This window comes from Acinetobacter sp. A22 (assembly GCF_030913345.1).
Classification (GTDB): Bacteria; Pseudomonadota; Gammaproteobacteria; order Pseudomonadales; family Moraxellaceae; genus Acinetobacter; species Acinetobacter junii.
On record NZ_CP133162.1, the window covers coordinates 1,245,052 to 1,271,875 of the forward strand.

General features: G+C 37.5%; 27 protein-coding genes. 18 read left to right on the top strand and 9 right to left on the bottom strand.

Annotated features, from left to right (window positions below):
* Positions 1–7: 7 nt before the first annotated feature.
* The 3 genes from Q9Q86_RS06195 to Q9Q86_RS06205 all read left to right on the top strand — a co-directional run bounded on the left by Q9Q86_RS06195 (position 8) and on the right by Q9Q86_RS06205 (position 2,603).
* Positions 8–688, top strand: coding sequence for a YoaK family protein (locus Q9Q86_RS06195; RefSeq protein ID WP_004954688.1), 681 nt, complete (start codon positions 8–10; stop codon positions 686–688).
* Between the two features lie 3 nt (positions 689–691).
* Positions 692–1,231: a DUF2058 domain-containing protein gene (locus Q9Q86_RS06200; protein ID WP_004915432.1), complete on the top strand. Its 540-nt coding sequence runs from the start codon at positions 692–694 to the stop codon at positions 1,229–1,231.
* Positions 1,232–1,340: 109 nt separating this feature from the next.
* The gene (locus tag Q9Q86_RS06205; protein ID WP_005402716.1) at positions 1,341–2,603 is read left to right on the top strand and encodes a mechanosensitive ion channel family protein; all 1,263 of its coding nucleotides are present in this window, start codon (positions 1,341–1,343) and stop codon (positions 2,601–2,603) included.
* An 88-nt stretch (positions 2,604–2,691) separates the two neighbouring features.
* Here Q9Q86_RS06205 and Q9Q86_RS06210 read toward each other — a convergent pair whose 3' ends face one another.
* Positions 2,692–2,886 carry a hypothetical protein gene (locus Q9Q86_RS06210; RefSeq protein ID WP_005402717.1) on the bottom strand — a complete coding sequence of 65 codons (195 nt, stop codon included), beginning with the start codon at positions 2,884–2,886 and terminating at the stop codon, positions 2,692–2,694.
* Between the two features lie 268 nt (positions 2,887–3,154).
* Here Q9Q86_RS06210 and Q9Q86_RS06215 point away from each other — a divergent pair, with 268 nt between their 5' ends.
* From Q9Q86_RS06215 to putP, 6 genes are all read left to right on the top strand, one after another.
* Positions 3,155–4,090: a metal-dependent hydrolase gene (locus tag Q9Q86_RS06215; protein ID WP_112986623.1), complete on the top strand. Its 936-nt coding sequence runs from the start codon at positions 3,155–3,157 to the stop codon at positions 4,088–4,090.
* Positions 4,091–4,312: 222 nt separating this feature from the next.
* Positions 4,313–6,163: an ABC transporter ATP-binding protein gene (locus tag Q9Q86_RS06220; protein WP_112986622.1), complete on the top strand. Its 1,851-nt coding sequence runs from the start codon at positions 4,313–4,315 to the stop codon at positions 6,161–6,163.
* The gene (locus Q9Q86_RS06225; RefSeq protein ID WP_004954698.1) at positions 6,163–6,603 is read left to right on the top strand and encodes a MaoC family dehydratase; all 441 of its coding nucleotides are present in this window, start codon (positions 6,163–6,165) and stop codon (positions 6,601–6,603) included. Before Q9Q86_RS06220 ends, Q9Q86_RS06225 begins: the two co-directional genes overlap by 1 nt.
* Positions 6,604–6,732: 129 nt before the next feature.
* Positions 6,733–7,758, top strand: a complete 1,026-nt coding sequence (locus tag Q9Q86_RS06230; RefSeq protein WP_004954701.1) for an AraC family transcriptional regulator — start codon at positions 6,733–6,735, stop codon at positions 7,756–7,758.
* Between the two features lie 96 nt (positions 7,759–7,854).
* The gene (gene gcvH, locus Q9Q86_RS06235) at positions 7,855–8,229 is read left to right on the top strand and encodes a glycine cleavage system protein GcvH (RefSeq protein WP_004915409.1); all 375 of its coding nucleotides are present in this window, start codon (positions 7,855–7,857) and stop codon (positions 8,227–8,229) included.
* Between the two features lie 645 nt (positions 8,230–8,874).
* Positions 8,875–10,371, top strand: coding sequence for a sodium/proline symporter PutP (putP, locus tag Q9Q86_RS06240; protein WP_004954704.1), 1,497 nt, complete (start codon positions 8,875–8,877; stop codon positions 10,369–10,371).
* 42 nt (positions 10,372–10,413) lie between these two features.
* Here putP and Q9Q86_RS06245 read toward each other — a convergent pair whose 3' ends face one another.
* Complete coding sequence (locus Q9Q86_RS06245) at positions 10,414–10,905, bottom strand: Lrp/AsnC ligand binding domain-containing protein (protein WP_004915403.1); 492 nt, start codon at positions 10,903–10,905, stop codon at positions 10,414–10,416.
* A gap of 120 nt (positions 10,906–11,025) precedes the next feature.
* On the opposite strand from Q9Q86_RS06245, the gene putA reads away from it, so the two are divergent.
* From putA to Q9Q86_RS06260, 3 genes are all read left to right on the top strand, one after another.
* Positions 11,026–14,790 (top strand): trifunctional transcriptional regulator/proline dehydrogenase/L-glutamate gamma-semialdehyde dehydrogenase, encoded by a 3,765-nt coding sequence (gene putA / locus Q9Q86_RS06250; RefSeq protein WP_112986621.1) that lies wholly within the window; start codon positions 11,026–11,028, stop codon positions 14,788–14,790.
* 232 nt (positions 14,791–15,022) lie between these two features.
* Positions 15,023–16,108 carry a tRNA (uridine(54)-C5)-methyltransferase TrmA gene (gene trmA / locus Q9Q86_RS06255; protein ID WP_004961537.1) on the top strand — a complete coding sequence of 362 codons (1,086 nt, stop codon included), beginning with the start codon at positions 15,023–15,025 and terminating at the stop codon, positions 16,106–16,108.
* A gap of 249 nt (positions 16,109–16,357) precedes the next feature.
* Positions 16,358–16,585 (top strand): hypothetical protein, encoded by a 228-nt coding sequence (locus tag Q9Q86_RS06260; protein ID WP_004954718.1) that lies wholly within the window; start codon positions 16,358–16,360, stop codon positions 16,583–16,585.
* Positions 16,586–16,626: 41 nt separating this feature from the next.
* Here the strand turns inward: Q9Q86_RS06260 and Q9Q86_RS06265 are convergent, their stop codons facing one another.
* Positions 16,627–17,388 carry a phosphodiester glycosidase family protein gene (locus Q9Q86_RS06265; RefSeq protein WP_112986620.1) on the bottom strand — a complete coding sequence of 254 codons (762 nt, stop codon included), beginning with the start codon at positions 17,386–17,388 and terminating at the stop codon, positions 16,627–16,629.
* A gap of 151 nt (positions 17,389–17,539) precedes the next feature.
* Between Q9Q86_RS06265 and Q9Q86_RS06270 the strand changes: the two genes are divergently transcribed.
* The gene (locus Q9Q86_RS06270) at positions 17,540–18,073 is read left to right on the top strand and encodes a lecithin retinol acyltransferase family protein (RefSeq protein WP_112986619.1); all 534 of its coding nucleotides are present in this window, start codon (positions 17,540–17,542) and stop codon (positions 18,071–18,073) included.
* A gap of 51 nt (positions 18,074–18,124) precedes the next feature.
* On the opposite strand, the gene Q9Q86_RS06275 is transcribed toward Q9Q86_RS06270, so the two are convergent.
* Complete coding sequence (locus Q9Q86_RS06275; RefSeq protein WP_112986618.1) at positions 18,125–18,580, bottom strand: nucleoside deaminase; 456 nt, start codon at positions 18,578–18,580, stop codon at positions 18,125–18,127.
* A gap of 157 nt (positions 18,581–18,737) precedes the next feature.
* Positions 18,738–19,439, bottom strand: a complete 702-nt coding sequence (locus Q9Q86_RS06280; RefSeq protein WP_004678526.1) for an IS1-like element ISPa14 family transposase — start codon at positions 19,437–19,439, stop codon at positions 18,738–18,740.
* Between the two features lie 270 nt (positions 19,440–19,709).
* Here Q9Q86_RS06280 and Q9Q86_RS06285 point away from each other — a divergent pair, with 270 nt between their 5' ends.
* Both Q9Q86_RS06285 and Q9Q86_RS06290 read left to right on the top strand, forming a co-directional pair.
* On the top strand, positions 19,710–19,967 hold the full coding sequence (locus Q9Q86_RS06285) for a YjhX family toxin (protein WP_112986617.1): 258 nt from the start codon (positions 19,710–19,712) through the stop codon (positions 19,965–19,967).
* A gap of 81 nt (positions 19,968–20,048) precedes the next feature.
* Positions 20,049–20,555, top strand: coding sequence for a GNAT family N-acetyltransferase (locus Q9Q86_RS06290; protein ID WP_112986616.1), 507 nt, complete (start codon positions 20,049–20,051; stop codon positions 20,553–20,555).
* Positions 20,556–20,636: 81 nt separating this feature from the next.
* Here the strand turns inward: Q9Q86_RS06290 and Q9Q86_RS06295 are convergent, their stop codons facing one another.
* Positions 20,637–21,215: a YceI family protein gene (locus Q9Q86_RS06295; RefSeq protein WP_039046957.1), complete on the bottom strand. Its 579-nt coding sequence runs from the start codon at positions 21,213–21,215 to the stop codon at positions 20,637–20,639.
* Between the two features lie 227 nt (positions 21,216–21,442).
* On the opposite strand from Q9Q86_RS06295, the gene Q9Q86_RS06300 reads away from it, so the two are divergent.
* On the top strand, positions 21,443–21,850 hold the full coding sequence (locus Q9Q86_RS06300; protein ID WP_112986615.1) for an OsmC family protein: 408 nt from the start codon (positions 21,443–21,445) through the stop codon (positions 21,848–21,850).
* 57 nt (positions 21,851–21,907) lie between these two features.
* On the opposite strand, the gene tkt is transcribed toward Q9Q86_RS06300, so the two are convergent.
* On the bottom strand, positions 21,908–23,896 hold the full coding sequence (gene tkt, locus Q9Q86_RS06305; RefSeq protein ID WP_112986614.1) for a transketolase: 1,989 nt from the start codon (positions 23,894–23,896) through the stop codon (positions 21,908–21,910).
* A 383-nt stretch (positions 23,897–24,279) separates the two neighbouring features.
* Here tkt and metK point away from each other — a divergent pair, with 383 nt between their 5' ends.
* Positions 24,280–25,446, top strand: a complete 1,167-nt coding sequence (gene metK, locus Q9Q86_RS06310) for a methionine adenosyltransferase (protein ID WP_004954738.1) — start codon at positions 24,280–24,282, stop codon at positions 25,444–25,446.
* Between the two features lie 51 nt (positions 25,447–25,497).
* Here metK and Q9Q86_RS06315 read toward each other — a convergent pair whose 3' ends face one another.
* The gene (locus Q9Q86_RS06315) at positions 25,498–25,755 is read right to left on the bottom strand and encodes a hypothetical protein (protein WP_099948779.1); all 258 of its coding nucleotides are present in this window, start codon (positions 25,753–25,755) and stop codon (positions 25,498–25,500) included.
* 243 nt (positions 25,756–25,998) lie between these two features.
* Here Q9Q86_RS06315 and Q9Q86_RS06320 point away from each other — a divergent pair, with 243 nt between their 5' ends.
* A complete protein-coding gene (locus Q9Q86_RS06320; protein ID WP_112986613.1) occupies positions 25,999–26,181 on the top strand; it encodes a hypothetical protein in 183 nt (60 codons plus the stop codon).
* Between the two features lie 44 nt (positions 26,182–26,225).
* On the opposite strand, the gene Q9Q86_RS06325 is transcribed toward Q9Q86_RS06320, so the two are convergent.
* A complete protein-coding gene (locus Q9Q86_RS06325) occupies positions 26,226–26,789 on the bottom strand; it encodes an FxsA family protein (protein ID WP_039046961.1) in 564 nt (187 codons plus the stop codon).
* Positions 26,790–26,824: the final 35 nt, after the last annotated feature.

Here is a 26,824-nt window from a genome sequence, read left to right on the forward strand (position 1 = left end):
GGTTATTATGCCTTTACAACGTTTACCAAACTGGATTCAAATCGGTGCTTTTTTATTGGCATTGAATGCAGGAATGGTAAACGTTTTAGGTTTATTTACTGTTCTTCATCAATCTGTTTCTCATATGACTGGAAATGTCAGTATGCTTGCAATGAGCTTACTGGACTGGCAACCTGACCACTTTATTTACTTAGCTTTAGTTGTTATTTGTTTCGTTATTGGTTCCTTTTATAGTGGACTGATTTTAGGAAATAGTAATGTGACTTTTGGTCACCATTATGGATTTCCGCTCAGCCTTGTTGCTATATTTTTATTCCTCACATGGCTGCTCCTCCCTTACTTTCCTCGTTATGGTCTTCTTTGGGCTTGCGTTGCAATGGGTGTTCAAAATGCAATGGTTAGCCATTACAAAGGAGCAATCATTCGCACCACACATCTGTCTGGAGTTTTGACAGATATTGGTTTGACAATTGGCTACAAAGTTCGGGGTTTAAAAATTGAAAATAGGCGTATTTTTTTACATTTTCTAATTTTTACGGGTTTTTTAGTGGGTGGATTGATTGCCAGTTTGCTTTATCCTTATTTAAAATTACAAACTTTTCTCATACCTGCAGGACTGAGTCTTGTATTAAGTATGACCTATTGGATCGTTTATTTTCGCTCTTCATCACACTCAGATTTGGATTGAATTATGGTAAAAAATGCATTACAAGCTCAATTGCTTAAAGCGGGCTTAGTTGATAATAAAAAAGCGAAGAAACTAACCAAACAGGCTCAGCACGAACAGCGCACTGGACAAAATGATGATGCTGAATTAAAAGCTGAAATTGATCGTGCAAAACAAGAGAAATTAGCAAAAGATCAGGCATTAAATTTAGAAAAGCAAAAAATTCTTGAAGAAAAAGCGTTGAAAGCCTCGATCATTCAAATGATCAAACAACATAAAGTTGAAAATACAGAGGGTGATATTGCTTATCAATTTATTGATGAGAACAAGATCAAAAAAGTTTACATCAATCAACAAATTTATAATGCGCTGGTATCAGGTTCTCTTGTTGTCGCAAAAGATCAGGAACAATACGCATATCTACCAAAGGCTTTAGCCGAAAAAATTGATCAAAAAATGCAAGGCTTCATTTTGGTTAATAATAAAGATGAGAAAAATGACCAAACTACAGATGAAGAAGATCCTTACGCAGCATATGTGATCCCTGATGATCTGATGTGGTAATTGAATGTAATAACACCTTACAGTTCGTATATAAACTGTCAGCAAATTATCAGAATTCAATTCAACACCTTACAATTCTCGCATTAAAGAATTTTAAGGTGTTTTTATTTTGAATTATTTTAATTTTATTAGCGATATTCGAACTGAATTGAGCCAATACCCTTGGCTAGAAATGTTAGTCGCATTATCAATTCTGATTTTCTTTGCCGCTTTGGCAAACTTTATTGCTAAAAGAATTATCGTTCGTGGTATTAGACATTTAATCACCAAATTAAAATCACCAAATCAATCAATCTTTGCGCAACACAGTATTACTCGTCGCTTTGCAAATATCGTCCCTGCTATTGTGATTATGAATGGTATTACGACCATTCCGCATCTCCCAGCCAAAGTGATTACATTTGTACAAATGGGTGCTCAGGCATTTATTTTCCTGACTCTAGCCTTAACGGTTAGTGAAGCCCTCAATATTTTTAACTTACTTTATCAACGTAACCCAAAATCCAGAAACAAACCCATCAAAGGTTATCTTCAACTCATCAAGTTAATCCTATTTGTCGTTTGTGGTCTGATGATCCTAGGCACCTTCCTCAAAAAAGATGTATTTACTTTATTGGCTGGATTTGGTGCGATGGCAGCGGTGTTAATGTTAGTTTTCCAAAACACGATTCTGTCATTAGTTGCTAGTATTCAAATATCTTCTTATGACATGGTGCGCATTGGTGACTGGATAGAAATGCCATCGCTAAACGCGGATGGTGACGTAATTGATATGTCATTACATACTGTGACGGTACAAAACTTTGATAAGACATTTACAACCATCCCAACCAACAAACTTGTGACTGATACATTTAGAAACTGGCGCGGGATGAGTAACTCGGGTTGCCGCCGCATAAAACGTTCAATTTTTCTTGATCAAAGCACTGTTCACTTTATGACAGATACAGAACAACAGAAGTTAAAAGAGTTTTTATTATTAGATCAATATTTAGATGCGAAACAGTCTGAAATTGATGAGTTTAACCAACAACTCAGCAATCAATCGCAATACAACAAGCGACGTTTGACTAATGTTGGTACATTTAGAGCATATGTTGAATTTTACTTACGTCAACATCAAGGTATCGCACAGCATCAAACTATTCTGGTGCGTCAGTTACAACCTACAAGCGAAGGACTACCTTTAGAAATTTATGCATTCACCAATACAATTGCATGGGCTTCTTATGAGGCAATCCAATCTGATATTTTTGATCACTTAATTGCAATTATCCCAGAGTTTGGACTGAGAATTTATCAAGCTCCATCAGGACATGATTTTCAAGCTTTGAATCATCAAAATACTAATAACGTTGAGCAAATAGTTTAAGGTAACCATATAAAAATAGCCTGAAAGGTGTAGTAACTATACCTCTCGGGCTATTAAGTATTTTAAAGTCAGTTTAAGCTCTTTTAAACTAAGACAAATTTAGCTCTTCATCTTTAGTAAGCGTAATTGCTGTGAGCATAGGTATACCTAAAATTACAGGAACGACTATAATCCATAAATCCGTAACGATTTTCTCGGAAAAGAAAAAGTGAATTGAAAGTGCTGTAATAATTAAGACTGAAAATAAAACAGCGACAAATCGAACCGTAAACTTTAACAACATATTCTTTACCCTATTCAGTTCTTGTATTTCACTCTCAGTATATACCCCTCTGATGAATCAATTTTGGTTTTTATTGTTTAGTTTTAATAAAACAAAATGCGAAAAGTTAAACTATATGAAACAGTGATTTTAGAAGTACTTTGCAGTTATTTATCATTTGATACTTCAAGATCATGCTTATTCGTCCTCAAAGCACATGGTATGCAACTTGATGCAATGCTAAAAATAATTCATCAAAAAAATTCGTAATTCCTTTTGGGTGACATGTATGATCTTAGAAAACCACCAAATTAAAGCAAGAAAAGTACATTTCGATTTTTCAGAATCTTCTGTCTGCTGGATGGAAAATGATCCGCTTTGTTCTCATGTGGCAAATGGGATCAACATGCTTTTGCCAGCTGGTGAATTTTGGTTTTGTCGCGTATTTAATAAAGCCCTCCCTCTGATAAAAGATGAAAAATTAAAAGAAGATGTTATTGGATTTATTCGCCAAGAAGCGACTCATGCTCGCGCACATGAAAATGTACAAGATTTTTTAAGGGAAAATGGCTACGACGTTCAAGATCAACTAAATCGTGCCCACTTCTTATTTAATATACTTTTAGGTGACAAGCCTTTAGGACTTCCAATACTTAGAAATAAAGCGCTTGAAGAATATTGGTTATTATTCCGTGTTGGTATTATCGCAGCGATTGAACATTTCACTGGAACTATTGGTCAATGGACACTAGAAAGCAAATCTTGGGATTCAGCAGACCCAGCGATGGCTGATTTGTTTCGTTGGCACCTAGCTGAAGAAGTAGAACATCGTTGTGTAGCCTATGATTTATTTGAGCATCTTGTAAAAAATAAATTTGGCTTCTATCTATCTCGTCAAGCGATCATGATGGTAATCTTTCCTCTGTTCATTTATCTACTTGCTGATTTTGCCCGTGGTTTAGCAACTCAAGATTTAGAGAATGAGAAAATGCAAAAGCTCGTTCGCCAAAGTTTCTTTAATTTCATTCGCGAGTTTGAAAAAACTGCAACTCAAACAGACCATCTTCCTACGATTAAATATTTGTGGAAAGCAACGCTACGCTGGGTTTCGCCAAAGTTTAATCCTGTCGATGAAGGCAATACAGAACAAGCATTGGCATATATGGCTCAATCTCCTGCCGTCAAGTTCTTTGAGCAACAAGACCATCGCTCAAAAGCCAGTTAAGGTTTAAGTTTAAATCAAAACAAAAAAGATAATTTAAAGTAGACTTTAAATTATCTTTCCTCCCTCGAAATGGTAAATTTAGTTTCACTTAATTACGGGCTATAACTTTATCAATTTTTACCATTCGTTATCATTTTTGCCTTTTGTGATTTTCTATACATTTTTTCTGATATGCTACAGGTTGAAGTTGAGTTAGTACTTTGGGTCAAGGGGAAAGTTTAGATGTTGCAATGGTTTGAGAAATTAGTTGATCCTTATCCAACAAAAGACTTAAACAAACCATTACCAACTACATTTTTTGCTTTTGTTTGGCAAGCCACTGAGGGCGTTCGACCTTTTTTATTTTTACTGATTTTATGTGCTGCAGCTGCTGCTTGTTTTGAAGCTTTATTTTTTTCATATATCGGAAAACTGGTTGATTGGCTCAGTAAAAGCCAACCAGATACCTTTCTAGCAACAAATCAACAGAATCTGACTATCCTTATTAGCATTTTATTTGCGAATATATTTTTTGTAAGTATTCAATCAATTATTAAACATCAGGTTTTATTTAGTAATTTCCCAATGCGTATGCGTTGGCGCTTTCACAATTTACTCTTACAACAAAGTTTAGATTTCTTCCATACGGATTTTGCAGGTCGACTCTCTGCCAAAGTTATGCAAACAGCTTTAGCTGTGCGTGAATTTTGGATGATTTTAGGCGACATGTTGGTCTATGTACTTATCTATTTCATTACGATTAGTCTTGTACTTGGCTCAATTTCGCCTGTACTCATTGTTCCATTACTCTTATGGTTAGCATTATTTATCGGTATTGCGAGCTACTTTATTCCTCGACTAGGTCGCGTCTCTCAAGAGCAAGCCGATGCACGAGCTGTGATGACAGGACGCGTTACTGATGCATACACCAATATTCAAACAGTGAAATTGTTTGCACATGCTGGTCGTGAAAGCCAGTATGCAAAAGAATCCATGAAAGAGTTCATGGTGACTGTTTATAAGCAAATGCGATTGGCCGTCAAATATCAAATCTGTATTCGTCTTCTTAGCGCATTTCTTTTTATTAGTGTTATTGGTACATCTGTTTGGCTTTGGACCGAAGGTCAAGCTGCACTAGGCGTAATCGCGGCCACAACCGCAATGGTACTTAAACTTGATAGCTTAGCTGAGTTTATCATGTGGCATGTCACCATGCTTTTTGAGAATGTAGGTACCATTCAAGATGGTATGAAAACCTTAGGTAAGCCAATCGAGATTCAAGACAAACCTGATGCCACTGAACTCAAAGTCCCTCATGGTGAAATTAGTTTTGAAAATGTCAGTTTTGCATATAACGACAAAAACGTTATTGATCACTTTAATCTAACCATCAAACCTGGTGAGAAAATTGGCATTGTCGGTCGATCAGGAGCAGGAAAATCAACGTTAATCCAACTGCTTCTACATTTTTATTCGATTCATCAGGGTCGTATTCTTATCGATGGTCAAGATATCCATCAAGTGACTCAAGATAGTCTCCGTGCAAATATCGCACTGGTAACCCAAGACACTTCTCTACTACATCGAACTGTTGCGGAAAATATTAAATATGGTCGACCAAACGCTACCCTTGATGAAGTATATCAAGCAGTTAAAAAAGCTAAGGCTGATGAGTTTATTCCTCAACTAAGTGATCAAAAAGGTTTTGTAGGCTTAGATGCATATGTGGGTGAACGTGGTGTCAAACTATCAGGTGGACAACGCCAACGTATTGCAATATCGAGGGTTTTCCTCAAAGATGCCCCTATTTTGATACTTGATGAAGCAACCAGCGCGTTAGATTCTGAAGTTGAAGCCGCAATTCAAAGCAGTTTAAATGACTTGATGGTAGGCAAAACGGTTATTGCAATTGCGCACCGATTATCTACTATTGCACAAATGGATCGTCTCATTGTTCTTGATCAAGGCAAAATTGTCGAGCAAGGCACACATGAGCAACTCATTGCAAATGATGGCTTGTATGCCCAACTATGGAAACGTCAAACAGGCGGTTTTCTTGTTGAGCAACGAGTAACTCAGCAGGATAAAGAATAATGTTGTATTTAGAAGATTTGAAAATTGGAGATCGTTTCATCAGTCGTGAGTATGAAATGACACTTGAAGAAGTTAAACAGTTTGCAAGTCAATACGACCCTCAACCCTTTCATCTCGATGAACAAGCAGCAGCTCAACATCCAATTTTTCAAGGCTTAGCTGCAAGTGGTTGGCATACATCAGCCGTAACGATGCGTCTTTGGACTGAGTGTTTCCCTATTGCAGGCGGCTTACTGGGTTCAGAGTCAAGTTTACGTTGGCCAAGGCCAACACGGGTTGGCGATAAAATCCATGTGGAAGTTGAAATTACTGCAATTGTGCCATCAAAAACCAAAAATGATCGTGGTATCGTCAGCTACGTAACACAGGCTTTGAACCAACACGGTGATGTGTTATTAATATCTACTACCAAAATTATGGTTTTTAGAAAACCTTCTTGATTTTTGAACATTAGGTGACTCTCTTGTCCAACAATTTTTATGATTCAATCTTTTATTTCATGCAAATATGTTCGAGACCTAGATGTTTAAAAGATATGGGCAAAAATTGATGAGCGCCACGGAAAGCACATGAAAACAACCTCAACTCGTCAAGATCAAGGAATACCAGGCGTTTACGGCTTATTGCTACTAGATGTAGTTTCACGTTGGGGATACAACGATGAAACTTTATTTGCTCCATTTCATTTGACTAGCGAACTTCTAGCAGATCCAAACTATAGAATTCCAACACCTGTAGCAAACGAATTAGTAAAACATGCATTACGCCTGACAGGTGAAAGTACGCTTGGCTTTCACTTAGGCACACAGATGCGTATTTCAATTCACGGTTTTATTGGCTATGCCATTATGACCGCACATGACATTACTGATGCGATTGCTCTTGCGAGTCGTTTCATCCAATTACGATTACCTTTTTTACAACTTTATTTCTCGACTTTTGGTCCCAAAGCGACCCTTCAACTGCAATGTGATATTGATGTAGAGCCACTCAGAACGGAGATTATTCTAGGACTGACGATTGGCATCATGACCATGGCAAAGGCATTAACTGGTATTGAAGATCTTCAAGGTGAAGTGGATCTAGATTTTCCAGAACCAGAAGGTTTTGATAAATATAAAGACAAGTTGAATAGTACGATCCGTTTTAACCAGCCACATTTAATATCGAGTTTTGATAAAAAATATCTTGGTTTGAAAATGGTGAATGCTGATCCAATCGCAAGCCAAATCGCAATTAACCAATGTGAATCTGAATTATCAGCATTGGGTGAGCGTCGTCGTCTAGCGATGCGTGTTCGTGATATTTTAACCAATTCAGAGCAACACTATTTAAGTATTGAGAGTGTTGCAGAACGTCTTCATATGTCTGACCGTACACTCAAACGACAATTGGCTGCTGAAGGAACATCTTTTTCAACACTAGTCGATGAAGTTCGATATCGTCATGCGACTTCACTACTCTCCCGAACAGACTATAGTTTGGAACAAATTGCAGATGAATTAGGTTATTCTGACGTTGCCAACTTCAGTCGTGCATTCAAACGTTGGAGTGGTCGTAGTCCGAGTAATTGGCGTAAAGACCCATATTTGTAATATTTTCAGTGCATCATTTATTGATGCTTTTGTTTTTATTGAAAAACCTGTATAAAGCCAAACAAAAATGATGAGACAGATTTTTAAGGAGTTGTCATGAATCATCCAGAAGATTTGAAATATGCGCGCACGCATGAATGGGTAAGAATCGAGGGTGACCTTGTTGTTACAGGTATTACTGATCATGCTCAAGATGAGTTAGGTGATTTAGTATATGTAGAAACTCCAGAAGTTGGCAGCCAAGTTACGGCTACTGAACAAGCTGGTATTGTTGAATCTGTAAAAACAGCTTCTGACATCCATGCTCCTATTTCAGGAACTGTGGTTGAAGTAAATACTGCACTTGAAGATGATCCTGACTTTGTCAATGAAGAGCCATATGGAAAAGGTTGGATATACAAAATCAAACCAGACAATATGGCTGATGTTGAAAAATTACTTTCAAATACAGAGTATGAATCAGGTTTGTAATTTTCGATTCTATTTTAAAAAACCCAGTGTTTGATCACTGGGTTTTTTATTAGATAAATATAAAAAGTTTGATATGGCTAAGCCCTTTTACTAAAGCTAACAATTGATGAATAAATATCGTTCTAAAATAACTATAAATAGCTAAGCTATCACAAGCAAAACCATGATGTTTAGCATCTAAAACTTTATAAAAACTTATGCATAAGCATTTTGATTATCTTAAAAACTCAGAATATTAGTCATAAACCTTAATTTTCAGTTCAAAATATAAGCATTTTGAGATAATAAACTGCAAAACTTGGACTCAAATTAGCCACTAAAGCCGATGCTTCTCGTATATTTTTTTAATTTTAAAAGTAAATGTTTCAGATTTGTAACAGATATGAATATTTTGAATATTTTTCACCCAAATAAAATACATTTGTTATGATAAAAAAGTCTAATTTATTTAATAAAGAAATTAAGATTCATACACTTAATTTAAATTACACAAACAATACAATTTAGATACATAATTATAACAGTTTTTTAAAAATCATTCGTGATTGAATCTGTGACCTTATCAGTCTTATTAGAATAGTAAATCATTTTTGGCTATTCAGATGTGATTGCAAAATTATGGATATGTAAGGACAAGCATCCATTATGAATTTTTCAAATCCCACCGTTGTTGTGTTCGTGGTATATATTCTTGCCATGCTCGGTATAGGTTTATACGCCTATTTCTCCACCAAAAACCTAGATGATTATATTCTCGGAGGACGTAGTCTAGGTAGTTTTGTCACCGCTTTATCTGCTGGTGCATCGGATATGAGTGGTTGGTTACTCATGGGTTTACCTGGTGCCATTTACTTGACTGGATTATCAGAATCATGGATTGCGATCGGGCTAATCATCGGTGCATGGCTTAACTGGTATTTGGTTGCTGGACGTCTACGCGTTCATACCGAAGTACAGAATAATGCACTAACATTACCAGATTATTTCACTGGTCGTTTTGATGATCAGAAGAAAATTTTGCGTGTCACATCTGCGTTGATCATTCTGGTTTTCTTTGCAATTTACTGTGCTTCAGGCATGGTTGCTGGTGCTCGATTGTTTGAAACACTATTCCATATGCCTTATGAAACTGCCTTATGGTTAGGTGCTTTTGCAACAATTGGCTATGTGTGTGTTGGTGGCTTCTTAGCAATCAGCTGGACGGATACTTTCCAAGCAGGTTTAATGATCTTCGCTTTATTGCTTCTTCCAATTGTGACATACATGTCATTAGGAATTGGCGCAGAAGAATTTACTGCTTTGGTAGAAACTGCTCGCCCACATGCTTACGACTTTGTCTCGAATCTAAGTTTTGTTGCGATCCTCTCAGCAGCAGCATGGGGCTTAGGCTATTTTGGTCAACCTCACATTCTTGTACGCTTCATGGCAGCTGACTCAGTAAAATCTATTCCAGCAGCTCGTCGCATCGGTATGACTTGGATGATTCTATGTTTAGCTGGTGCTGTTGGTTCAGGTTTCGTTGGTATCGCTTACTTCCAGCAACACCCAGAACTTGCTGCCGCGGTAGCAGGTAACCATGAAACAGTATTCATGGAACTCACAAAAATCTTATTCAACCCTTGGGTTGTAGGTGTAATCTTAGCTGCAATTCTATCTGCAATTATGAGTACGCTAAGTTGTCAGTTACTAGTATGTTCAAGTGCTTTGACTGAAGATTTATACAAAGGCTTTATCCGTAAAAATGCGTCTCAAAAAGAACTCGTTTGGATTGGTCGTGCAATGGTACTTGCAGTTGCATTACTTGCGCTGGTGTTAGCTCAAAACCCTGACAGTAAAGTTTTAGGTTTGGTTGCTTATGCTTGGGCTGGTTTCGGTGCAGCATTCGGTCCTTTGATTATTCTTTCATTGTTCTGGAAGCGTATGACATTGAACGGTGCACTTGTGGGTATGGTTGTCGGTGCAGTTACCGTGATTGTTTGGAAAAACTTCTTCGGTGAAACAGGCATCTACGAGATTATTCCAGGTTTCGCATTCGCATTTGTCAGCATCGTGGTTGTAAGTTTGCTTGGTAAAGCACCAAATGCAAATGTTACTAGCCGCTTTGAACAAGCTGAAGAAATCTATGCTAGAGACATGAAATAATTCTTCAAAAATTTAAGGGGCTTTAAAGCCCCTTTTTTTGATTCAAAATTTTGTCCTCGATTTGATTTTTATCTTCGAGCTATCCTTCACAACCTGCATCACGGGATAACTCCGTGTTTCTTTGACACCAGGTAACTGCCACAAAATCTGCCCTGCAATGCGACGAAACTCCTCCATCCCGGCACTGCGCAATTTGATTAGAAAATCAAAGCCTCCACTCACCATATGGCATTCCACGATTTCAGGGTATTGCGTTACTGCATCAATAAAATCATCAAGTACGTTTGGGGTCGTTTTATCTAACAGTACCTCAACAAATACTAAAAAATTCGCATTAAGCTTCGCTGGATTAAGCTTTGCTTCATAGCCTAGAATAAATTCATCCTTTGTAAGCTTCTGCACACGAGCCATGACGGCTGTGGGAGATAGGTTCACTAATTCAGCTAATTTGCTGTTAGAAATTCTTCCATCTGTTTGAAGAATATCCAGAATTTTTAGATCTGTTCGATCTAATGTAGAAATAGGGCCATTCAACTGAATTTTCCTCTAAAAAATGGACTAAATATAGTGAGTTACTCGGGTTTTATTCTGTAATCATAAATTATCTAAACCTCTCTACTCAATATGTTCTAGAGATTGTTATTGGAATTTAGTATGAATACTTTGGATACTCCCGCACAAATGGACACAGCTCACAACGACGGTGGTTATATCACCGAATTTAAAGAAAAAAGTGAGTTTGAGCAACGCATTAATACAGCTTGGCGACGTGCTGAACCTGAAGCTGTCGCTGAACTTGCTGAAGCCGCAAACATCTCACCAGATCTCGATCAAAAAATTTATGAACTTGCATTTGATCTAGCGAATAATCTACGTGAACGCAAAAGTTCTGCTGGTAAAGCAGGTATCGTGCAAGGTTTACTTCAGGAGTTCTCACTTTCTTCTCAAGAAGGTGTGGCACTCATGTGTTTAGCAGAAGCATTGCTTCGTATTCCAGATACTGCGACACGTGATCTTTTGATTCGTGACAAAATCAACCAAGGCAACTGGAAAGAGCACGTAGGTCAAAGTAGCCTCATGTTCGTAAACGCTGCTGCTTGGGGTTTGATGTTAACTGGAAAGTTAATGGAAACTCCAAAACAAACAAGTTTATCGAGTGTATTAACGGGCTTATTAGCACGTAGTGGTCGCGGTATTATTCGTAAAGCGGTTGACGTCGCTATGCGTATGATGGGTGAACAGTTTGTTACTGGTGAAACTATTGAAGAAGCACTTGAACATGCTAAGCCACTTGAACATAAAGGTTTCCGTTACTCTTATGACATGTTAGGTGAAGCTGCGCTCACAGATCACGATGCTGAACGCTATTACAACGACTATACCCAAGCGATTCATGCGATTGGTAAAGCATCTAATGGTCGTGGCGTATATGATGGTCCTGGTATTTCTATCAAGCTTTCAGCATTGCATCCTCGTTACCAACGCTCGCAAATCAGTCGTGTTCACCATGAACTTTATAACAAAGTTTTCGAACTCGCATGTTTAGCTAAGCATTATGATATTGGTTTAAACATCGATGCTGAAGAATCGGAACGTTTAGAAATTTCTTTGGAAATGTTAGAGCGTCTATGCTTCGAACCTAAACTTGCAAACTGGAAAGGCATTGGCTTTGTTATCCAAGCCTACCAAAAGCGTTGTTTCTTCGTTGTCGATTACATCATTGATCTTGCAAAACGCAGTAACAAACGTCTGATGATTCGCCTAGTGAAAGGTGCATATTGGGATAGCGAAATTAAAAAAGCTCAAATTGAAGGTATGACTGACTACCCTGTGTTCACACGTAAAGTGCATACAGATTTGTCATACATTGCTTGTGCGAAAAAACTTCTTGCTGCACCTGATCAAGTGTATCCGCAATTTGCAACACACAATGCACAGTCACTTGCAACGATCTACAATCTAGCTGATCCAAGCAAATACTATCCTGGTCAATATGAATTCCAATGCTTACATGGCATGGGTGAACCACTGTATGAACAAGTTGTGGGTTCAAAAGAAGACGGTAAACTTGGTATTCCATGTCGCGTGTATGCGCCAGTTGGTAATCATGAAACTCTATTGGCTTACTTAGTTCGTCGTTTACTTGAAAATGGTGCAAACACTTCATTTGTAAACCGCATTGCAGATAAAACATTGAAAGTAGATGATTTAATTCAATCACCTATCAAAGATATTCAAACTGCTGCAAAAGAAGAAGGTCAGCTTGGTTTAAAACATCCTGCTATTCCTCTTCCGCATGATTTATATCCGTTGCGTCCAAACTCAAATGGTTTCGATTTAAACAACGACACACCGCTTGCAGACTTAGATGCTACAGCCCAAAAGTTTCGTAATCACGTGTGGAAAAGCGTACCATTACTTGGATTTGAATCAACAGTCCATGATCAAAGTAATGCTCTTGCAATTACAAACCCTGCACAAAATAGTGAAATCGTAGGTTATGTAAACGAGGCAACCAGCGCTGATGTACAACTTGCACTAGAAGCAGCAGTACAAGCAGAGCAAAGTTGGGCTGCGACAAATAAAACTGAACGAGCAGCTTGCTTAAAACGCGCTGCGGATTTGATGGAAGCTCGCATCCAAGAATTGATGGTATTACTTTGCCGTGAAAGTGGTAAAACCTATGCCAATGCGATTGCAGAAGTACGTGAAGCAGTAGACTTCTTACGTTACTACGCAACTCAAATTGAAAACTTACCTGCAAATGCACAAGTGAAGCCATTAGGTACAGTTTTGTGTATCAGCCCATGGAACTTCCCTCTTGCGATTTTCTCGGGTCAGATTGCAGCTGCGTTAGTAAGCGGCAACTGTGTGATTGCAAAACCAGCTGAGCAAACTCCATTGATTGCAGCTCAAGCAGTTCAAATGCTTTGGGAAGCTGGTGTACCACGTGGTGCGGTTCAACTTTTACCTGGTCGCGGTGAAACAGTTGGCGCGCAATTGAGCCAAGATGATCGTATCCAAGGCATCATGTTTACAGGTTCTACAGAAGTTGCAAAAATCTTGCAAAAAACTGTGGCAAAACGCTTATCTCCGAATGGTCAACCAATTCCGTTAATCGCGGAAACAGGTGGTCAAAATGCCATGATCGTTGATTCATCTGCATTAACCGAACAAGTCGTATTGGATGTGGTAAGTTCTGCATTTGATAGTGCAGGTCAACGTTGTTCTGCTCTTCGTATCTTATGTGTTCAAGAAGATAGTGCTGCAACAGTTGTGAAAATGTTGAAAGGTGCAATGAAACAGTTGATCGTAGGTAATCCTGCTATCTTAAAAACTGATATTGGACCAGTAATTGATACTGAAGCAAAACAAACCATTGATAATCACATTCAAAAGATGAAATCAAAGGGCTACCCTGTTCATCAATTGATTTTTAACGATGCTGTAAGCCAACAAGCACTTGCTCAAGGCACATTTGTTCCACCAACTGCGATCGAATTACCAAACCTTGATGATTTAGAGCGTGAAGTATTTGGTCCTGTATTGCATATCATCACATATAAGTATGGTGAACTTGAGCAATTGATCGATCGCATCAATGCAAAAGGTTACGGCTTAACGATGGGTCTACACACACGTATTGATGAAACGATTAATACTGTCATCCAACGCGCAGAAGTAGGCAACTTATATATCAACCGTAATATCGTTGGTGCAGTTGTTGGCGTGCAACCCTTTGGTGGTGAAGGCTTATCTGGTACAGGTCCTAAAGCAGGCGGTCCATTATATATGTATCGTTTGATGGAACATTGTTCTGAAAAAGTCTTAGCAACACCATTTGCTGTTAAATCAGAAGTTTCAACTTTTGAAGCAGTTTCAAATGTTGCTTACCAAAACTTATTAACTTGGGCTAAGCAAAATATGCCTCAAGCAATTCCAACGATTCCTGCATTTGGCGTTGGTAAATTCTATGAGTTGCAAGGTCCTACTGGTGAAAGTAACCAATACATTATCTTACCTCGTCATCGTGTGCTTTCTATCGCAAATGATGAAGCGAGCCAGTTACAGCAGTTACTAGCGATTTTCGCAGTAAGCAGTACTGCTGCTGTTACTAAAGATAATGCTTTCTTGGCTAAGCATCAGAAATCTTTACCAAAAGATGTGTTAGCAGCAATTAAAGTGATTTCAGACATCGAAAAAGATGCTTTTGATGCTGTTTTACATCATGGTTCAGTTAAACAATTAACTGAACTGCAAACGAAAATTGCGAACCGTTCTGGAGCAATCGTGGGCATTACTCATCTCAAGACAGATGAGCAGATTCCTCTAGAACGTCTAGTCATTGAACGAGCTATTAGTGTAAATACCGCTGCTGCCGGCGGTAATGCGAGTTTAATGACTTTATCTGAAGACTAATTTAAGTCTCTTGCGGAACTTCAGTCGTTCCTCATCCCAGCCCGAACCATGTTCTACATGGTTCGGGTTTTTATTTTCTAATTTTAAGACAAATGGTTTTTACAAAAATTTCCACACCATCATGTAATGAAACCAATTCGTTTAAATCAGGGATAATCATAATTTCCCTGCACCTTTTACTGCTTTTTTTGATACCATTCCCCTTTAGTTTTTACCTACAGTTTTCTTTTTTATGACCGTATCTTACCAACAGCAACTTCAAGAGAAAGTTGAACGAATCACCGCACAATTTGCACCGTTCAATCCCCCTGCTTTAGAAGTATTTCAATCACCTGAGCAACATTTTCGTATGCGTGCAGAATTCCGTATTTGGCACACTGAAGATGATTTGTTTTATGCCATGTTTGAACGTGCTGAAGATGGTAAGCAAAAAGCTGTTATTCGTATCGATGATTTCCCGATTGCTGATAGCAGTATCAATAATTTAATGCCACTACTACTAGAAGAATTAAAAGCAACTCCGATTCTTTCGCAACGTATTTTTGAAGCAGATTTCCTATCCACTTTAAGTGGCGAAATGTTGGTAACGCTGATTTACCATCGCCGTTTGGATGCAGAATGGGAAAGTGCAGCAAAAGCACTTGCTGATAAATTAAATATTAAAATTATGGGACGTAGCCGCGGTCAAAAGGTCATTATTGGAGATGATTACGTTGTTGAACAACTTAATGTTCATGGACGTACTTTCAAATACAAACAAATTGAAAGCAGCTTTACCCAGCCTAATGCTCAAGTCTGCCAACATATGCTTGAATGGGCTTGTGATGCTGCGGAAGGTGCTCAAAAAGATTTACTAGAACTGTATTGCGGTAATGGTAACTTTACTCTACCACTGTCTCTGAAATTTAAACGCGTTCTTGCAACTGAACTTGCTAAATCATCAGTTCATGCAGCGCAATGGAATATTGAACAGAATCAAATTGATAATATTCAAGTAGCACGTTTATCAGCTGAAGAATTTACCCAAGCCTATCAAGGTGAACGTACATTTAGACGTTTATTAGAAGCTGAAATTGATATTCAAAGCTATGACTTTGACACTGTATTTGTTGATCCACCACGCGCAGGCATTGATGACGAAACGCTCAAGCTGTTACAAGGTTTTGAACGTATTATCTACATATCTTGCAACCCAGACACGCTACACGATAACTTAAAAATATTGACACAAACACACCGCATTCAGAAGTTTGCTATGTTTGATCAATTCCCTTTTACGCATCATGTTGAGTCTGGTGTATTACTTGAAAAAATTTAAACAAACTATTTCAATGTAAGCATTTTTAATAGAGAGTTTTTATAACTCTCTATTTTTTATTTGAGTTTTTTATAAAAAAACTTTGAAATATCAACGGTCAAGTCATTAAGTTGTCATAATTTCGTTAATAACATTAAAAATCATCGAAAAAATTGAAGTTCAACTGCTGCTTTTATCACTTATGCTGACTTGTATTTTATTTTAAAGTGACTATATTTCGATCTATGTTAGGTTGTATATGAAGGCTCTATGAGTTTTTGGCAAAAGTTGTTGAATGCTGATCAACAATATAACGAACACAAGAATCAAACCTCTTGTGTTGAAAATGATTGCTCTTGTAAATCAAATGAACAACTTCTTGAGGCTTTAGTAAAAGCTACAGATGAAGATGTGATTAAAGGCATCAAAAAAGTCCTGATTTCTCGTGGTTATAGTCGTAAAGAATTACTTGCGATGATCAACCCACCAATCCAATAAAAATAATACCCTAATCTTTTCTGAACGAGAGGATTAGGGTTCTATAACTTACAATTCATTTGATGTGTTAATCCAACGATTGGTCCTAAATTATATTTTCTATCATTACGTTGAATGTCTTTTAAATACAAGCTAGAAATCGATCCATCTAAATACAAAGCTTCATCTACTCTCAACTGATGTTTAAAGAACTTTGCAAACTGATAAAAATTTATACGCTGTTCTGAAATCACGAAATATAAATGATCATCCCGTACCCCAACACCATTACGAATTTTTAAAGAATTTGAATCCTTTATAAATTGAGAATTTATTAGTCCTTTATGCACCAACATTGGTCCTGATTGTGTCGCGAAATTTGCTGTAAAGTTTGCTCTCTTATAGTCTGCTGTTGAATGAATGACAGCACCATGATCATTCCACGCTACTACACCATTTGGTTGCATAAAAAAATTACCAAAACCAGTTGATTCATTTAATTCAGAAAGCTTTTTCTTTTTTTCTATATACAACCCCACAGGCTCAAAGTTGGGATGATACATCCCAGCATTCATCGCAAAACGTAATTCTTTACATGCAGCTAAGTCGCTTTGAATATTCGAAAACTTTTGATAGAAATCACCTGTTCGAGGATTTTTTAAAAATAATTGCAAATCCTTTAAGTCATCGACCTTTATCACTTCAAATTGAACATCCTCGAATTTCATACTTTGATATTCAAATGCAAAAACTGTGGTAGCTTGAAATACCATACTTGATAGTAATAGACATCGATTCAACAACAATTTCAAATTCCTCAACATCACAAAAGCACCTACTTTAGAATATAACCTCGATTTAAATGAAAGATACAAACTCAACACATATTCACATGATTGATTGATGAAATATGCTCGATAGATTCATCTTTTTTCACTAAAATAGCTAGGTAAAATGCAATATTCTTGAATAGGCATGCAGCAAAAACATCAACGTTTTTATCTTGGCGCTCATCTCATCGTCAAACACTTTGGTTATAGCCATCATGGCATCTATGCAGGTCGTGGAAGAGTTATTCACTACTCAGGCTTTGCACATATTTTCAAAAAACATCCTATTGAAATAACGACACTAGAGCGTTTTGCTCGTGATAAGCCTATTCATATTCGTTATTATGAATCACCGAAATATAAAGCTAAGGCTGTTGTACGTCGCATGCGATCACGTATGCATGAAAATCACTACCATTTGATTATCAATAATTGTGAACACCTTTGCACATGGGCGATTACAGGTGTTGAATCCAGTACGCAAGTTGAAAGGATGCAACGGCGTATTGCTACGATTGGTTATGTTAGCTCTTTAATGAGTTATATGAATAGCCTGATGCTTACAATTGCTACAGCCTGCTTTGCGATCGTTTTATACATAAAAATCATGATTCGCCGTCAAGCGAAAAAATCTCTTCCCGCATACTTACTTTTAAAAGAAAAGCATGCAAAAAAGTAATGTGGATTTTCAATAAGTTACTAATCTAAAAGTAATTCTTCGCAATCCAATCTACTGTTGTCTTTGCCAAATTGCATACAAATCTGAGCAGTGATTCGATTTTAATTGAGTAAACTCTAAACCCTCTTGAAACTGAGGTTCAACTCTCAATAATTCGGCAATTTTCGCAGTTGATAAACCAAATGGTTCAGCATCTGTATTGGAAAACGCAAAAAATACTTTTGAAATACCAGCCATTCTTATTGCAGCTAGACACATTGGACAAGGTTGCCCACTTGCATAAACAGTACAATCTTCTAAATTTGGAGTAGATAATATACGACCTGCTTCTCGTAATGCGAGCAGTTCTGCGTGTGCTGTCGGATCATTCGTCAACTTAATCTGATTTACACCTGTTGAAATGATCTCATTATTTTTTACAACCAAAGCAGCAAATGGTCGACCGCCTTGTTTTACATTTTCTAGTGCTAAATCGACTGTCTGCTGTATGAATTTCTGATTATCCATCCTATCCTACCTTGAAAATAATATTTGTGCTGTACATACAAATATTAGAAATATAGCGATACTTGCATCTTAAGTTAATCATAAAAATAAGGCTATACAACTTAACTCTCGCACCTAAAATACAGTATATGGTGGTGTTTCAAAAAGTATGCTGACATTAAATGAAGCCATTATTGATGTAAAAAAAGGTTAAGTCGAAAGCTTTAAAATGGTTTTCAATCTTTTTTGAAAAATTACAACTCCTTCTAAAACCGCGCCTAATTCGATGCCTTATTTTGCAATTATTACCTTCAATACCTACAGTAAAAAATTTACCAATACTTTGCTCGCAGTTTTTAAAAGCAGTTATGAAACTGTCCCAATGATCACTTGCAATTCGGGTGTAGTGAATACCTAATTGTTTAAGCTTTGTCTTCAATCGTTGAACTGTAGCTAAGTCTCTTTTACCCCAAACATAAGCAACAATCTCACCTGTTTCTCGATGGTAGGCGTAAATAAGCCATTGTTTATTATTTTTATTTCCCACAAAAGTCCAAAACTCATCAACTTCAAGAGACTCATAATGACTTTGTTTAGGCTGAATTTGGTAGGTCGATTCGGTTAAAGTACGTAAAACTTTACCGATACTGATTCGCTCAACTTCAGCGATATCTCGTATACCACTACCTCTGACCATCAACTGTAATATTTTTCGAGTAATGCCTGAATTACATCCTAGATAGCTCAGAGCATGGTCACCAATAAACTGACGTTTACAGTCTTTGCACTGATAGTTTTGTTTCCCATCTACTTTGATGCCATTTTTCTTTATACTGTCACTGAGGCAGGTTGGACATTTGATTTCTAGAGTTATTCGCATTTCTCTATTTTATCAAAATTCAACCTGCTTTGTTTCAGCATACTTTTTGAAACACCACCCAGTATATTTCACATAATATTTTACTTTTTATATCACAAGCTATATATTGATTAGCAAATTTCATATCCAATCTACATCGAGGATTTTATGTTGGAGATAGCAGTAATCTGATAACCATATTTCAATGAAAATTTGAAATGGGTTATCAACGCGAATTTTCAGGCTTCATGCCTATCTTTGCTTTTGATTACTAAATATCTGGATTCCAACATGAACCTATCCAAGTCTGAACAAAGGACTTTACACGTCTTAGCAAAAGGCGGAAACATCGTAAAACTCAAAAATGAATCAGGACAACTCATTGCTGTAGAATGTTATAGCCGTGAAGGTTTTGTATTATCTGATTGCACACTCGATGTTTTTCGAAAACTTAAGAAGAAAAGATTGATCAAATCACAGGAAGGTCAACCCTATCAAATCAATTTGAATGGGCTTAGAAACGTACGACCTCAACTTGATAATCAATAAACATCCTTAATCATCACCTGATGAAGCAATAACATGATTTTGCTTCATCAGTGATTTTTAAAAAATTACTAGGTAACTAAAATGAACATTCGAATCCGTAATGAACAGAACACTGACATCCAAGCCATTTTTGATTTAACACAATCAGCATTCTCACATGTTGAATATTCAAGCCACACTGAACAATTCATTGTAAATGCGCTGAGAGAAAACAATCAGTTAACCCTTTCTTTAATCGCTGAAATTAACAATCAAGTTGTTGGGCATATTGCCTTTTCACCCGTCTCTATTTCAGATGGTGCGACAGATTGGTATGGTTTAGGTCCTATTTCAGTTCTACCTGAATATCAAGCAAATGGTATAGGCTCTCAACTTATCAAAGAAGGTTTGAATAAGATCAAGGCACTAAATGCAAAAGGATGCGTATTACTCGGTGATCCTAATTATTATGGAAAATTTGGCTTTAAGGCTGATGCTAGATTGATCTTAGAAAATGTTCCAGCAGACTATTTTCAAATTCTTGCTTTTACGGATCACATACCAAGTGGTTATGTGACTTATTCAGAAGCATTCAATGCTACTGCATAGTCATTTTCTCTAGATAATGAGCAAATAAAAAAGCTCACGGCTATTGAGCGTGAGCTTTTTTGAAGTTTGAGTACTTCGATATTACTTAGCAGCAGTTGCTTCTGTTGTAATATTTACAGTGATCTTATCACCTACGTTAGGCACATAGTTTCCGATACCAAATGCAGAACGATCAAATGAAGTCGTTGCATTAAATCCAATTGCAGGTACTTTAGCCATTGGATGCTCACCTTGTTTATTCAGCACAGCATCTAAAACCACAGGCTTTGTCACACCTTTAACGGTTAAGTTACCCGTAATTTTGAAATGTTTCTTGTCTTTAGTTTCTACTTTAGTACTTTTAAAAGTGATATTCGGATATTTAGCTGCGTTAAACCAAGCTTCTTCTTGGAACTCTTTATCCAAAGCAGGAACATTTGTATTCACACTGCTGATTGGAATAATCACATCTACAGAAGAGTTTGATGGTTTAGCATTATCAACTTTAATCACACCTTGAATATCAGTGAAATTCGCGCTCGGAGTTGAAAAACCAAAGTGATTCCAGCTAAATACTGTTGCTGTATGTGTTGGATCAATTTTATAGTCTACTGGCGCAGCTAAAGTTACAGAACTTGCGATGGCAACGGCTAAACCTAAGCTTAATGTTTTAAATTGCATTTTTCGTATCCTTGTTTGATATAGTGATTAGTGTATACATCAAGTATTTTTATTCATTATTCTTTATAAAACGATATGTTTCATCAGTGCAACAATAAAAGGGTTACAGCGCGTATTAAACTCAATATGATTATACAGATTCGATACTAGACAATTGGATAGTTCATTCGTATTCTCGATTGATCTATGATTTTTTTAATTTTAAAAGATTCACAACAAGGTAAATCATGACTTATTCTACCCAAGCACTCAGCACATCAACTCCCTATCGCGTTACACTGACGAACTCTTCTGGGCACACTTGGTATTCTGATGAACCTGCAGATAAAGGTGGTCAAGATACTGCACCAAATCCAATACAATTATTATTATCTGCTCTGGGCGCGTGTACGACGATCACCTTAGAAATGTACGCCAATCACAAAGGAATTAAAATTGAACACGTTCAAATAAATCTTTCATTGAATCCAAATGGTCAACCAGAGTCTGGTCAAAATAACATTGAGCGTAAGATCGTGCTTAAAGGTGAATTTACCGAAGATCAGCACAAACGTCTGTTAAAGGTAGCAGAAAGCTGCCCTGTTCATAAATTACTAACTTCTAATATTTCGATTCAAACTGAACTTAGCATTTAATTTCATTCACAAAAAAAGCGCCCTATTCAGGACGCTTTTTTATACCACTTAATTCAATTAAGCAGTCAATTCTTTAACAGCAGCTACAACCGCTTCAGTCGTGATACCAAAGAATTGGAACAGATCTTTCGCTGGTGCAGATTCACCATAAGTAGTCATACCAATCACTTTGCCATCTAAACCAACAAATTTCCACCAGTAATCCACATGGGCAGCTTCAACCGCTACACGTGCACGGATATGCGCAGGCAGTACCGCTTCACGATACGCCGCATCTTGCTTCATAAACTCTTCAGCACATGGCATAGATACAACACGCACACCTTCAAGCTGTGCATATGCTTCCATCGCCAATGAAACTTCTGAACCAGTCGCAATGATGATTGCTTTCAACTCGCCTTTTTCTTCAGCAAGTACATAACCACCTTTTGCAACGTTTTGAATTTGAGCTTCATTACGTGCTTGGAATGGCAAGTTTTGACGAGAGAAGATTAATGCTGTTGGACCTTCTTTACGCTGAAGAGCAGATTTCCAAGAAACAGCCGCTTCAACCGTATCACATGGACGCCATGTATTTAAATTCGGCGTACCACGTAATGATGCAATTTGCTCAATTGGCTGATGTGTTGGACCATCTTCACCTAAACCGATTGAATCATGTGTATATACATGAATCACGCGTTGCTTCATTAATGCAGACATACGTACCGCATTACGCGCATACTCCATAAACATTAAGAATGTTGCAACGTAAGGAACAAAACCGCCGTGTAAAGCTACACCGTTTGCAATTGCGGTCATACCGAATTCACGAACGCCGTAATAAACGTAGTTACCCGCAGGATTGTCTTGTACGCCTTGGCAACCTTTCCAAAGTGTTAAGTTAGAACCAGCCAAGTCAGCCGAACCACCTAATAATTCAGGGAGTAATGGACCAAATGCTTGTAACGTATTTTGGCTTGCTTTACGAGTTGCAATTGTTTCAGCTTTTGCATTTGTTTCAGCAATGAATGCATCGGCTTGTACAGCAAATTCTGCAGGTAAGTCACCGTTGATGCGACGTAACAATTCAGCTGCTTCAGTTGGATATTTTGCTTGGTATTGTGCAAACAATTCATTCCAAGCGGCTTCAGAAGTTTGACCCTTAGCTTTTGCATCCCAAGCTGCATATACATCTTCCGGAATAACAAACGCTTCTTCTTTCCAACCTAATGCTTCACGTGTTAAAGCGATTTCGTCTTTACCAAGTGGAGCGCCGTGGCAATCTTCTTTACCTTGCTTATTTGGAGAACCTAAACCAATAATCGTTTTACAGATAATGATCGTTGGTTTATTGCTTTCAGCTTTCGCTTCAACAGTTGCTTGACGAATCGCATCAGCGTCATGCCCGTCTACACGAAGCACTTGCCAGCCATAAGCTTTGAAACGTTGCTCAGTATCATCACTAAACCAACCTTCTACTTCACCATCAATTGAAATCCCGTTGTCATCGTAGTAAGCAATCAACTTACCAAGACCTAAAGTACCTGCAAGTGAACATACTTCGTGCGAAATACCTTCCATCAAGCAGCCATCACCAAGGAAACAGTACGTGAAGTGATCAACAACATCTAAACCGTCTTTGTTGAACTGAGCAGCTAACGTTTTTTCAGCTAAAGCAAAACCTACTGCATTCGCAATACCCTGACCTAATGGGCCAGTTGTTGTTTCAATACCTGGTGCATAGCCATATTCAGGATGACCAGGAGTTTTAGAGTGTAATTGGCGGAATTGCTTTAAATCTTCAATAGACAAATCATAACCAGTCAAATGCAATAATGCATATTGCAACATTGAGCCATGACCATTAGACAATACAAAACGGTCACGGTTCGCCCATTGTGGGTTTGTTGGGTTATGATTTAAAAATTCGCGCCAAACTACGTCAGCGATATCTGCCATCCCCATTGGAGCACCAGGATGCCCTGAGTTTGCTTGTTGCACAGCATCCATAGCCAAGACACGAATTGCATTTGCAATACGACGTTCATTTAAAGGGGTTGTCATAAGTCAGAATCCGATTAAATCAATAAGATGAGAGAAGATGAGAAATCATCTTTCAAAAACTGCGACTATTGTCTTAAAAAAACAAGATGGGGTAAAGTGCAATACACGATATTTCTTATATTTTGATCATTCAAATACAATTCTTTATGTAAATGTTCACCGTATAAACAACATGTAAATACAATCAGTCAAATATGAAAATTTACAATTCAGAAAAACTTTATTAATTAAAGCATTAATATTAGTTTTACTTATACACATATCAATAAAAACATGATGAAAATGAAATAATTTCATGCTTTTTAGTCAGCTTTTGCTAGTCCTATACGCCAAGTCGATGTAACATACTCTGTCTTTTTGAAAATAACCATGATAGGACGTTCATGCGCGAGTATGCTGTTTTTACTTCAGAATCTGTAAGCGAAGGTCATCCAGACAAAATGGCTGACCAAATTAGTGATGCTATTTTAGATGCAATCCTAAAAGAAGACCCGTATGCGCGTGTCGCTTGTGAAACATTAGTAAAAACAGGCGCTGTTGTTCTTGCTGGTGAAATTACGACTACAGCAAACGTGGACTTTGAAGCGATTGTACGTCAAACAGTTAACGGAATCGGTTACCATCATTCTGATTTAGGTTTTGATGGCTCTACATGTGCTGTCATCAACATGATTGGTAAACAGTCTCCTGAGATTGCACAAGGTGTTGACCGTCAAAAACCAGAAGATCAAGGTGCTGGCGACCAAGGCTTGATGTTCGGTTACGCAAGCCGTGAAACAGATGTTCTTATGCCTGCGCCTATTTCATACGCTCATCGCCTCATGGAACGTCAAGCAGAATTACGTCGTTCAGGTGCTTTACCTTGGTTACGTCCAGATGCAAAAAGCCAAGTTACATTTGCTTATGAAAATGGTATGCCAGTTCGTTTAGATGCAGTTGTATTATCAACTCAGCACGATCCTGAAATCAGCCAAGCTCAGTTAAAAGAAGCAATTATCGAAGAAATTATTAAACCAATTATTCCTGCTGAAATGTTTCATGCTGAAACCAAGTTCCACATCAATCCTACAGGTATGTTTGTGATTGGTGGTCCTGTAGGTGACTGTGGTTTAACTGGTCGTAAAATTATTGTTGATACATACGGTGGTATGGCTCGTCATGGTGGTGGTGCTTTCTCTGGTAAAGACCCATCAAAAGTAGACCGCTCTGCAGCTTATGCGGGACGTTATGTTGCGAAAAATATTGTTGCTGCAGGTCTTGCTGACAAATGTGAAATTCAAGTCAGTTATGCAATTGGTGTTGCAGAACCTACTTCTATTTCAATTAATACATTTAATACAGGCAAAGTATCAGATGAGCTTATTGTTCAGCTAGTACGTGAACATTTTGACTTACGTCCGTATGGTATTACGCGTATGTTGAATCTAATTCAACCGATGTATAAACAAACTGCAGCATATGGTCACTTCGGTCGCGAAGGTTCTGACACTGCATTTACATGGGAAAAGACAGATAAAGTTCAGATCCTTAAGGATGCTGCTGGACTTTAAACCCACACATAAAAAAGCTCGCATGATGCGAGCTTTTTTATTCCCCAATTTTTAATTTCCCGAATTCATATTGTCTTGCTTTAGAACTTCAAAAATAGACGTATTTTGAATAGGCTGTTCTTCTTGATGATGTTGCGAATACATATGCGCAAGCTTCACAATAACAACTACAGCCAAACATGCTGCCACACAAAACATCCAAAGCCCATACGGACTCCTAATGTGTTGCGAACCGCAATGTGGACACTCTTTATCAGTTGAAGCAACAACCTTGTCACAGCATGCACAATGATATTGATATAACATCATTTTTCCTCCCGATTGTTATTTTTTATTTTCTTTTTACAACAATTTTTACCGTCGCACTTTTATCCTATGAGAAATAAATCAAGATTTCAATCTTGATTTATGACCTTACCAGCTCATTTAACAAAAATAATATGTCATTTTTATGAAATCATTACAATCGAGGTAAATTCAGTAATTAGGTATTATTTTGATCTTTCACATAATTTTGCTAAAATATTGGGCTAGGATCAAAGAGTAAATATCATGACTCAATTAATTACTAAAGGTGGATTTCGCGAACGAGCAAATCGCAGTAGAAAATACAAACAATCAGAAAATGAAGTTACGACATTAGCTCCAACACAATATAAAAAGAGTGCTGAAACACAAAACCTATCTGAAAATTTAGAACAAAGCACAGATACAGATAAAAGCAAACAAAAATAAAAAAGCACGCTTTAGAAGAGCGTGCTTTTTTAAAAAATTACAACTTAGTTTACATCTTTAAATTCGATTTTCTTTTGATCTGGTTTCACTTCTCTCGCTTCACCATCAATAATGGTTGAATCACGGTATTGACCACCGCCCTGTTGATTTTGCATTTCTTGCATTTGGCGCATCAAATCAGCAAAAGGATTTTGTCCAGCAGCACCGCCGCCGCCCATACCACCCATCATTTGATCCATCATCGCTTGCTGACGTTTGGCCATTGTTTTCATCAAAGCATTACGAAAAGCTGTTTGTACAGAAGGAATCAACACCAATAAAGCAAGTACATCAGAAATTAATCCTGGAATCATTAAAAAGAAACCAGACATTGCTAATGCAAGTTTCTTAGTAACAGCAGGATCTGCGCCTAATTGCCCTGTCATTTGCATCTGCTGCAATTGAGGCATGATATTAGCAGTGCTAGAGCGAACAAGGTTTAAACCAATAAAGAAAGCAAGCACAAACCAGAAGAAGACATACCACATACTTCCAACGAGGTCACCCACGCCAATCCATACTAAAACCTCAGCAATAGTACCTAAAACCACGATAAGAAGTAGATTCATCTCAAATCTCAAAAAATAAAAAACTTGTGTCAGCT

Bases quoted from the DNA above. Each gene is read 5' to 3' on its own strand.
- Q9Q86_RS06195 (WP_004954688.1), top strand. From the start codon at position 8: ATGCCTTTACAACGTTTACCAAACTGGATTCAAATCGGTGCTTTTTTA.
- Q9Q86_RS06200 (WP_004915432.1), top strand. From the start codon at position 692: ATGGTAAAAAATGCATTACAAGCTCAATTGCTTAAAGCGGGCTTAGTT.
- Q9Q86_RS06210 (WP_005402717.1), bottom strand. From the start codon at position 2,886: ATGTTGTTAAAGTTTACGGTTCGATTTGTCGCTGTTTTATTTTCAGTC.
- Q9Q86_RS06215 (WP_112986623.1), top strand. From the start codon at position 3,155: ATGATCTTAGAAAACCACCAAATTAAAGCAAGAAAAGTACATTTCGAT.
- Q9Q86_RS06220 (WP_112986622.1), top strand. From the start codon at position 4,313: ATGTTGCAATGGTTTGAGAAATTAGTTGATCCTTATCCAACAAAAGAC.
- Q9Q86_RS06225 (WP_004954698.1), top strand. From the start codon at position 6,163: ATGTTGTATTTAGAAGATTTGAAAATTGGAGATCGTTTCATCAGTCGT.
- Q9Q86_RS06230 (WP_004954701.1), top strand. From the start codon at position 6,733: ATGAAAACAACCTCAACTCGTCAAGATCAAGGAATACCAGGCGTTTAC.
- gcvH (WP_004915409.1), top strand. From the start codon at position 7,855: ATGAATCATCCAGAAGATTTGAAATATGCGCGCACGCATGAATGGGTA.
- putP (WP_004954704.1), top strand. From the start codon at position 8,875: ATGAATTTTTCAAATCCCACCGTTGTTGTGTTCGTGGTATATATTCTT.
- putA (WP_112986621.1), top strand. From the start codon at position 11,026: ATGAATACTTTGGATACTCCCGCACAAATGGACACAGCTCACAACGAC.
- trmA (WP_004961537.1), top strand. From the start codon at position 15,023: ATGACCGTATCTTACCAACAGCAACTTCAAGAGAAAGTTGAACGAATC.
- Q9Q86_RS06260 (WP_004954718.1), top strand. From the start codon at position 16,358: ATGAGTTTTTGGCAAAAGTTGTTGAATGCTGATCAACAATATAACGAA.
- Q9Q86_RS06265 (WP_112986620.1), bottom strand. From the start codon at position 17,388: ATGTTGAGGAATTTGAAATTGTTGTTGAATCGATGTCTATTACTATCA.
- Q9Q86_RS06270 (WP_112986619.1), top strand. From the start codon at position 17,540: ATGCAGCAAAAACATCAACGTTTTTATCTTGGCGCTCATCTCATCGTC.
- Q9Q86_RS06275 (WP_112986618.1), bottom strand. From the start codon at position 18,580: ATGGATAATCAGAAATTCATACAGCAGACAGTCGATTTAGCACTAGAA.
- Q9Q86_RS06280 (WP_004678526.1), bottom strand. From the start codon at position 19,439: ATGCGAATAACTCTAGAAATCAAATGTCCAACCTGCCTCAGTGACAGT.
- Q9Q86_RS06285 (WP_112986617.1), top strand. From the start codon at position 19,710: ATGAACCTATCCAAGTCTGAACAAAGGACTTTACACGTCTTAGCAAAA.
- Q9Q86_RS06290 (WP_112986616.1), top strand. From the start codon at position 20,049: ATGAACATTCGAATCCGTAATGAACAGAACACTGACATCCAAGCCATT.
- Q9Q86_RS06295 (WP_039046957.1), bottom strand. From the start codon at position 21,215: ATGCAATTTAAAACATTAAGCTTAGGTTTAGCCGTTGCCATCGCAAGT.
- Q9Q86_RS06300 (WP_112986615.1), top strand. From the start codon at position 21,443: ATGACTTATTCTACCCAAGCACTCAGCACATCAACTCCCTATCGCGTT.
- tkt (WP_112986614.1), bottom strand. From the start codon at position 23,896: ATGACAACCCCTTTAAATGAACGTCGTATTGCAAATGCAATTCGTGTC.
- metK (WP_004954738.1), top strand. From the start codon at position 24,280: ATGCGCGAGTATGCTGTTTTTACTTCAGAATCTGTAAGCGAAGGTCAT.
- Q9Q86_RS06315 (WP_099948779.1), bottom strand. From the start codon at position 25,755: ATGATGTTATATCAATATCATTGTGCATGCTGTGACAAGGTTGTTGCT.
- Q9Q86_RS06320 (WP_112986613.1), top strand. From the start codon at position 25,999: ATGACTCAATTAATTACTAAAGGTGGATTTCGCGAACGAGCAAATCGC.
- Q9Q86_RS06325 (WP_039046961.1), bottom strand. From the start codon at position 26,789: ATGAATCTACTTCTTATCGTGGTTTTAGGTACTATTGCTGAGGTTTTA.